The 7,187-nt window shown below is 72.6% G+C and carries 8 protein-coding genes and 1 pseudogene; 3 read left to right on the top strand and 6 right to left on the bottom strand.

Going from position 1 to position 7,187, the window contains the following annotated elements:
* Positions 1-455, top strand: a 455-nt coding sequence (locus tag ACYVE9_RS11305) for a peptidoglycan-binding domain-containing protein (RefSeq protein WP_461027655.1), incomplete at its 5' end; no start/stop codon positions are given.
* Entirely contained in the window at positions 452-1,402 is a 951-nt protein-coding gene (locus ACYVE9_RS11310; protein ID WP_461027656.1) for a helix-turn-helix domain-containing protein, read from the top strand. The genes ACYVE9_RS11305 and ACYVE9_RS11310, both read left to right, overlap by 4 nt.
* A gap of 264 nt (positions 1,403-1,666) precedes the next feature.
* Here ACYVE9_RS11310 and ACYVE9_RS11315 read toward each other — a convergent pair whose 3' ends face one another.
* Positions 1,667-1,939: a hypothetical protein gene (locus ACYVE9_RS11315; RefSeq protein WP_461027657.1), complete on the bottom strand. Its 273-nt coding sequence runs from the start codon at positions 1,937-1,939 to the stop codon at positions 1,667-1,669.
* Between the two features lie 227 nt (positions 1,940-2,166).
* On the opposite strand from ACYVE9_RS11315, the gene ACYVE9_RS11320 reads away from it, so the two are divergent.
* A complete protein-coding gene (locus ACYVE9_RS11320) occupies positions 2,167-3,060 on the top strand; it encodes a phosphorothioated DNA-binding restriction endonuclease (RefSeq protein ID WP_461027658.1) in 894 nt (297 codons plus the stop codon).
* A gap of 69 nt (positions 3,061-3,129) precedes the next feature.
* Here ACYVE9_RS11320 and ACYVE9_RS11325 read toward each other — a convergent pair whose 3' ends face one another.
* The 5 genes and pseudogenes from ACYVE9_RS11325 to ACYVE9_RS11345 all read right to left on the bottom strand — a co-directional run.
* Entirely contained in the window at positions 3,130-3,591 is a 462-nt protein-coding gene (locus tag ACYVE9_RS11325; protein WP_461027659.1) for a VOC family protein, read from the bottom strand.
* A 195-nt stretch (positions 3,592-3,786) separates the two neighbouring features.
* Positions 3,787-4,491 (bottom strand): restriction endonuclease, encoded by a 705-nt coding sequence (locus ACYVE9_RS11330; RefSeq protein ID WP_461027660.1) that lies wholly within the window; start codon positions 4,489-4,491, stop codon positions 3,787-3,789.
* 134 nt (positions 4,492-4,625) lie between these two features.
* Complete coding sequence (locus ACYVE9_RS11335; protein WP_461027661.1) at positions 4,626-5,420, bottom strand: hypothetical protein; 795 nt, start codon at positions 5,418-5,420, stop codon at positions 4,626-4,628.
* A gap of 167 nt (positions 5,421-5,587) precedes the next feature.
* Entirely contained in the window at positions 5,588-6,397 is an 810-nt protein-coding gene (locus ACYVE9_RS11340) for a GH12 family glycosyl hydrolase domain-containing protein (protein ID WP_461027662.1), read from the bottom strand.
* A 217-nt stretch (positions 6,398-6,614) separates the two neighbouring features.
* Positions 6,615-7,187, bottom strand: a pseudogene (locus ACYVE9_RS11345) (hypothetical protein); the annotation flags it as partial.

The raw sequence follows: 7,187 nt of genomic DNA on the forward strand, positions 1-7,187 counted from the left end.
CGCACGGGCGCCACCTGCGCGCCGCGCTCACCGCGGCGGCGGTGGTCACCGTCCTGTCCGTCTCTGTGGCCCTCCTGCTGGCCGTGCGGCTCACCGAGGCCCGCGCCCAGCTCGCCCAGCGCGACGACGCCGTCGCGACCGCGCCGGCCACCGTGTCGGAGACCCTGGTCCCGGTCATCTACACCTGCCGCCTGGAGAGACGCGACGGCCGCTGGCACGCGGGGCTGAGCCCGACCGCGGACGTGCTCCTCTCCAACACCCAGGTGGGCCTCGAAGTGGCCGAGGCCCAGTGTCTGCTACGCCGGGCGGGTACCGCTCCGGGGGACATCGACGGCATCTTCGGCCCGAAGACCCGACGAGCGGTCGAGCACATGCAGAAGAGGAACGGGCTGATCGTGAACGGAGTCATCGACCCGCCCACCTGGAATGCCCTACGGGAGGCAGATCCGACGTGACCCCGGAACATGCCCGGCTGGTCGCGGCGTTGCGGGAACTGCGGGCCGGTGCGGGGCTGAGCCTGGCCGCACTGGCAGAGCGGACGGCGTACAGCAAGTCCTCGTGGGAGCGCTACCTCAACGGCAAGGCCCTGCCTCCGCGCCAGGCCGTACAGGAACTGTGCCGTCTCGCGGACCAACCGCAGCGGCGGCCGCTGGCCCTCTGGGAGATCGCCGAGTCGTGCTGGAGCGGACGCTCGGTGACCACCCCCCGGTCCGCCCCTCCCTCTTCGACGGACGGTCCGCCGCCACCGCCCACGGAGGCAGCCACGACCGAGGAGCCTCGGCGACGCCTTGGACGGACCAGGCTTCTGGTACTGCTGGCGTCGGCCTACAGCGTGATCGTCGGTGGTGTCGCCGTCGTGTTGTTCCTCCTGCTGCCGGACTCAGAGGCGCCCAGGGACGAACCGTCGCCCGCCTCCGTCCCCTTCTCCTTCGCTCCGCAGTGCCATGGGGCCGCCTGCGAAGGGCGGGATCCGATGCGCTTGATCTGTGGCATCGACCCCGACACTCTCGCCGCGCACCGCACAGGCACCGGCGCGCACGTCGAGCTGCGGCACAGCGAGAAGTGCGGTGCGAGCTGGGTACGAACCTGGGGGACCGAAATCGGCGACCGGGTGGACGTCACGGCGGACGGCCCGACCCACAGCGTGCGCATCGGGAACGCGGAGGAAGCGGCGACCTTCGTCTACACCGAGATGACCGAGGCCACTGTCGGCAGCACCGTCCGGGCCTGCTTCCGGCCGGCGTCGGCCGACGGCGAGCGGGAGTGCTTCGAGGCCCGGGTGACCGAACCCTCCGCCAGATCCCGGGATCCCTCGCCCTCGGTGCAGTCGGACTCTGTCAGGGGGCAGAGCCGACCGACGCACGTCAGCGTGCGGCGGCTCGATGACGACACCGAGGGCTAGCACGAGGACCACGGTCGATGCGGGACGATACCGCCCGCTGGCCGGTACGGGCCGCCCCTGCACGACCAGTTGGAAAAGCGGGCTGGGGGCAACCCTCACGAGTTCGAATCTCGTATCTCTCGCCGTGCTCTCACCGGGCACGACGTCGAAGGCCCCCGCCGTCCGCAGCGGGGGCCTTCGACGTACTCCGTCTCGGTTGTGGTCTCGTCCGCAGGCCCGCGCAGAGGCTGTCGGACGGTGGGCTCGCGTCGTCGCGGTTGCTCGTCACTGGGTGGCGAGGAAGGCGAAGAGGGCCGTTGCGGTGCCCAGGACCAGCAGTTGCGTCAGGCCGGGGGCTCGCCATTTCCGGAGGAGCAGGCCGCCGCCCGTGATCACCGCGGCGCCGGCCAGGAACCAGGCCGTCAGCCGGGCAGTGCGGGGTGCGTCCGGCGGGTTGGGTTCGTCCCACGTGTCGGCCCACCCCGCGATCCCGTAGACGTACAGCAACGACACGATCACCACCAGGTCGGCCAGGAGCAGCAGGAGGCTGAGTGCCACCTGCTCGCCGGTCGACGGCGTGCTCCCATGCCTCGTTCCTCCGCCCGCTCCCTCTGCCCGTCGCATGAGGCGCAGCCTGCCGTCTCGGTCCTCCCCCGTGCATGAGTACGCCTACTCAACCGAGCCAGCCAGTCCGCGGACAGGCAGGCAGGCTCGGGGAGTTGAGCGAGCCCCGGCGCGTACAGCCCGCGCGCCCGCACGAGCTCGCGCTACTACGATCGCCGGTCATGGACTGGCTGGAGCGGACCGCGAAGCTGAGGCAGTGGACGAGGAGCGGGACGCGTGCTCCGCACAAGCCGCTGCTGTTCCTGTACGCGCTCGGCCGGTTCCAGCAGGATGCCGCCGGCGAGCTGCGGTACAGCGCGGTGGAGGAGGACCTCGGCCGTCTGCTGGCCGAGTACGGTCCGCCGCACAGGACGACGCCCGCCTACCCGTTCCACCACCTGGTGAGTGACGGGGTGTGGGAGGTGCGGACCGACTGCGGGCCGGGCAGTCCCGGTACCGGGGTGCGGGACCTGCGGGCGGCGGGGGCCAGTGGACGGCTGGCGCCCGACCTGCGGACGGCGCTGCGCCGGGAGCCGTCGCTGCTCGGCCGGATGGCGCGGGTACTGCTCGACGTGAACTTCCCGCCCTCTCTGCACGACGAGCTGTGTGCGGCCGTCGGGCTCGAACCGGAGCTGGTCGGGGCCGCGCGGTTGCCCGCGCCGCGGAGGCCGCGGGACCCGCGGATGCGGGAGCGGGTGCTGACGGCGTACGAGTACCAGTGCGCCTTCTGCGGTTACGACGGCCGGATCGGTGCGGTGCCGGTCGGTCTGGAGGCCGCGCATGTGCGCTGGTCGGCGTTCGGCGGCCCTCATGACGTCGACAACGGTCTGTGCCTGTGCTCGCTGCACCACAAGCTCTTCGACAAGGGTGTGCTCGGGATCGGCGACGGCCACCGGATCCTCGTCTCGCAGCGCTTCGTCGGGCGTGGTGCGGCTGCCCGTGAGCAGGTCGTGGCGCTTGCGGGACGGCCGCTCATCGGTCCTCAGCCCGGGGCGCGACCCGTCGCGGCGGCCCATCGCTCCTGGCACACCAGCCAGGTCTTCCGCGGCGCTCCGCGGCCCGCCGGCACGACCTGACGCCGCCCGGATTCGCCTGCGCGCAGGAGTACCGGAGAGCCGAGAAGGCTGCCCCGGCCCCACCGGGGGCTACTCGGGGTCGGGGATGAGGTCGGGCTCGGGCCGGGGGAGTTCGAAGCTCGGGATGCGGTTCAGGACGTCCACGTAGTGCGGGTTGTCCATGACGCCGAGCACGTTGCCGAAGGGGTCGACGACCGAGGCGGTGACGAAGCCGGCGCCGCGCTCGGTGAGCGGCTCGTGTTCCCGGGCGCCCCGGGCCAGCAGCCTGTCGAGCGCCGCCCGGACGTCGTCCACGTGCCAGTGGACGACGGCTCCGCCCGGCTCCCGCGGGGTGTCGGCGGGCGCGTAGCGGCGGTCGGCGATGCCCAGCTCGTGCTGGTAGTCGCCGAGCCGGAACTCGACGTACGCGGCGTTGCCCTCGGGGCCGACCCGCTCGAAGTAGGCCTCCTCGTCGAGGAGTTCGGCGTACCAGTCCCTCGCCGCCACGACGTCCTCGGCCCAGAAGGTGACGGTGGCCATTCCTCGCAGCATGGGTTTCCCTCTCCTCCTGCTCGCAGCTTCCTGTCCACACGCTGACTGCCTGCGCAGAGCCCGACGGCTCCCGGGTGTCCCGTCAGCCCCTGTATGACCCATTGCGGACCGATTCTTTCCGCAATGGGTCGCCGACCCGAGGGACGTGGGACAGCTCGGTGCGGGTGCTGCGTCGGCTCGCCCAGGCGCCGGCGGTCACTTCCCGTAGGCGTGCTTCCAGCGGGCCCGGTGGCGGGCGTCGCCCTGGCCGGAACCGTTCAGGTCGGCGAGGGACAGCAGGGAGGCGCCGTTGTTCCACAGCCCGAGGTGGTCCCGGTGGATGGCGAGAATGCCGTGCTCCACCGCGAACGCCTCGGACGGCCGGCTGAAGCGCGTGGTCGTCGCGAACACGGCCACGTCGGCGTTGAAGTGCACCTTGGCGCCGAGCAGGTCACGCACGTCCCGGCTGGCGATGGTGCTGCTCGGCGCGTAGCGCTTGCACTGGATCACCATCATCCGCCCGTCGGGCAACCGGCCGAGTACGTCGGCACCGTTGTCGTGGGAGCCGCCGACGCGGCGCACCTGGGTGCAGCCGTCCCGGCGGCACAGGTCCGCGACGAGGTCCTCGAACTCGGTGCCGGTCATGGTGTCGACCTCGTCGAGCGTGCGGCGGCCGGCCAGCACGGCGTCCTCGTGGCGCCACTGGCGGTCCCGGTCGCGCGCCCGTCGGTCGGCGCGCCACAGCCACCACAGGGCACCGCCGGCGCCGCCCAGCAGTGCCACCGTCGCGACGTATGACCAGATCACCGACCAGAACACCACCAGCAGGAACAGCAGCAGCGTCCCGCCGATCGCCGACGCGCGCAGTCGCGCGTCCCGCCGTCTCCGTGCGGCCGATCGTCGTCCCCGTCCTGCGGCCATGCCGGCCCCCCTCGTCTCTGCTGAGCAGTGTGGGCGGGAAGGGCAGCACGGGAAAGGTCACCCGTTGGCCATGGCTTGGGGCCGCTCGGCCTGACGGAGGCTGGTGCGGCAGCCGGGTCGGTCAGGGATCGGGGTCAGTCGCGGGCTCTGAGGGCGGCGAGTGCCTCGGCGCGCAGGTTCCCCTGGGGTTCCTCGACCAGGCGGGGGACCTCCGCGTTCCAGTCCTCGGCCATTTCTTCCAGGGCGCCGCGGTACCACTCGCGCACGCGTGAGCGGGAGAACAGCCAGGCGGCGGCGACCACCGGGCGGGCCCAGGAGCGCCCCCGGAAGGCGGTCGTCACGGTGACCTGCCAGCGGCCGTCCTTCTGGTGTTTCACGGTGGCCCGGACGGCGCCGCGCAGCAGGGGGTGGCGGACTCCGGCGTTGAGCGGTGCGGGGGAGGTCCGGCCGTCGTACCAGCGGGTGAGGTCGAGCTTCGCCCGGAGCTCGGCGCGCCGGTAGCGCGCGAAGGAGCCGACGCCGCGGAAGGTGGCTGTCGCCGTGAGCAGATCGGGCCGGTGGGCGGTGTGCAGGACCAGTTCGCCGTGGGCGTCCACCTGGGGGTCGGCGCCGGTCAGCCGCAGCCGGGTGGGGCCGGTTCGGCTCCACTCCGCGACTTCCAGCAGCACCGGGTACTCCTCGCGCAGGTCCGGCCCCTCCGCGACGGCGGCGTCCTGCTCGCTTTCCCTCTCGTCGATCGTGTAGCGGGCGCCCGGCGCGAGGTGCCGGCCGCCGGTGTGCTCGACGTACGGGATGGCCTGCTCCTCCAGGAAGAGCACGCCGTTCTCCGAGCGCGTCTCGGCGAGAATGCCGTGCATGGCGAGCACCGCCTCTTCCAGCCGGCGGCGGGGTATCGGCTCGAGGGTGCAGGTGTGGCGCAGGGTGGGCATGCGTCAGGACTCTGCCACAGCGCCTCGGCGCCCGGAAGGCCCGTCGCCGGAGCCGGCACCGGGCCGCTACCAAGCCGTCGACGGAGGCGGAGCCAGAGCCACAGCCGGAGGCGGCCCGCCGTGGCCCCGGCGGTGCGCCGCCCGTGACGTGGACGGTCGGTGCCGGTTCAGCCGACGTTCGCCGAGTAGGCCGTGGTGTCCAACTGCGCCCGACCGGTGAACACTTCGGTTCCCGCCTGGACGCTGCTCAGGTAGTCGGTGCTCTCGACCAGTCCGCGCCGGACCAGTTCCTGGAGGAACTGGTCGAGGTCGAGGTCGGCGGACGTGGTGTTCTCGGTGCGGACGAAGGAGTAGACGTTCCAGCCGATGTCGCCGACGTAGAGGTCCCAGGAGGCCCCGGCCATCGTCACCGTCGCCTGCTTCGTGCCGAGCGGGCCCGCGCCGCCCTCCGAGGCGAGCCAGACCATCACTTCGTGCTTCGGCGTGCTCCGCCAGTCCGTCCGCGCCGTGTCGTGCAGCCACAGGTCGTAGGCGACGTTGTAGACGCTCTCGGTGGACTCCGTCACCTTGTAGTCCCACTCGGTCCGCACGGGGGTGCGGTCGGCGAGCCGTACCGGGAGGCCCGTGCCGGCCGCCTTCCAGCCCCAGTGCCAGCCGAGCACGCTGCTGGTGAAGGACTTCACCGCGTCGGCTTTTCCGGACCACTCGTAGGCGGTGCCCCAGCCGATGGTGTCACCCGACCGGTACGAGTCCCAGGCGCAGCTCCAGCCGCTGCCGCTGTCGGCGCCCCAGGTGTTGTTGTTGATCCAGTACTTGCCCATCTCGATGGACTCGAAGGCCCCGCACCCGCCCGCCGCCTGAGCGGATTCCGAGGACGTGTCGAAGGCGTAGAGCGTCACCCCGCAGAGGGCGGCCATGGCGACGGCTGCGGCGGAGACGCGTTTGCGGACGAGCCGGTGGCGACCGGGTCCTGACATGACGTACGACCTTTCGACTGTGCGCTTACCGAACCCCAGTCGCCGCCGCTCCGCGAAAGGTTGCCGTCGACCGCGGCATCGCGGCGTCAGGCACAGCGCGACGGCGTCGCCGCCGCGGCGTCACGGGCCCGCCGGTGACCGTTGCGACGCCCCGGCGGGTGGCCGCCGGGCCTGGCGGGGTCCGGCCGTGAAGCGGGGCTGCTGGTAGGCGCCGAGGCTAGCGGACGGGTGCGAAGTCCCCGCGCACGGCCACCTGTTGGTCGTCCGCGTTGGCCCGGGCGGCGTAGCTGTCGTCCTTGGCGTCCCGACCGTCGGTGGTGTGGTTGTACTGGCCGGCGAAGACGTGGCGGCCGGCCGGCACCGTCCGGTCGTCCTTCAGCGTCCAGACGAACACCAGCTCGCCCCCGGCCTCCCGGACGGACACGTCGAAGTCCTGCTCCGGCAGGGAACGCCAGTGGCCGGTCTCCGCGACGCCGCCGGTCTGCGCGACGCGCAGCTCGACGGTGAGCGCGGTGAGCGGTTCGCGGGTCCGCAGCGTGACGTCGCTCTGCGACCAGTAGCTGCTGCTGCCCGGGTTGACGGAGCCGTCCGACCACAGCGGGCCGTCCTCGGTGCCCTTCGCCGGTTCGTCCGCGGGCGGCGGGCTGACGTCGGCCGGCGGGGGTGGCGGCGGTGTGGACGGCGCACGCGAGGACTCGGCGCTGTCGGGTGAGGCGGGGCTGCCGGTCGCGGGCGGCGGGGCCGCCGACTCGGGTGACTCCGACGGCGTCGGTTCCGGCGACGGCGTGGT

It is taken from the genome of Streptomyces sparsus, assembly GCF_054776295.1.

What these genes read in the sequence shown, in the direction of transcription:
- ACYVE9_RS11320 (WP_461027658.1), top strand. Translation starts at nt 2,167, where the DNA reads ATGGACTGGCTGGAGCGGACCGCGAAGCTGAGGCAGTGGACGAGGAGC.
- ACYVE9_RS11325 (WP_461027659.1), bottom strand. Translation starts at nt 3,591, where the DNA reads ATGCTGCGAGGAATGGCCACCGTCACCTTCTGGGCCGAGGACGTCGTG.
- ACYVE9_RS11330 (WP_461027660.1), bottom strand. Translation starts at nt 4,491, where the DNA reads ATGGCCGCAGGACGGGGACGACGATCGGCCGCACGGAGACGGCGGGAC.
- ACYVE9_RS11335 (WP_461027661.1), bottom strand. Translation starts at nt 5,420, where the DNA reads ATGCCCACCCTGCGCCACACCTGCACCCTCGAGCCGATACCCCGCCGC.
- ACYVE9_RS11340 (WP_461027662.1), bottom strand. Translation starts at nt 6,397, where the DNA reads ATGTCAGGACCCGGTCGCCACCGGCTCGTCCGCAAACGCGTCTCCGCC.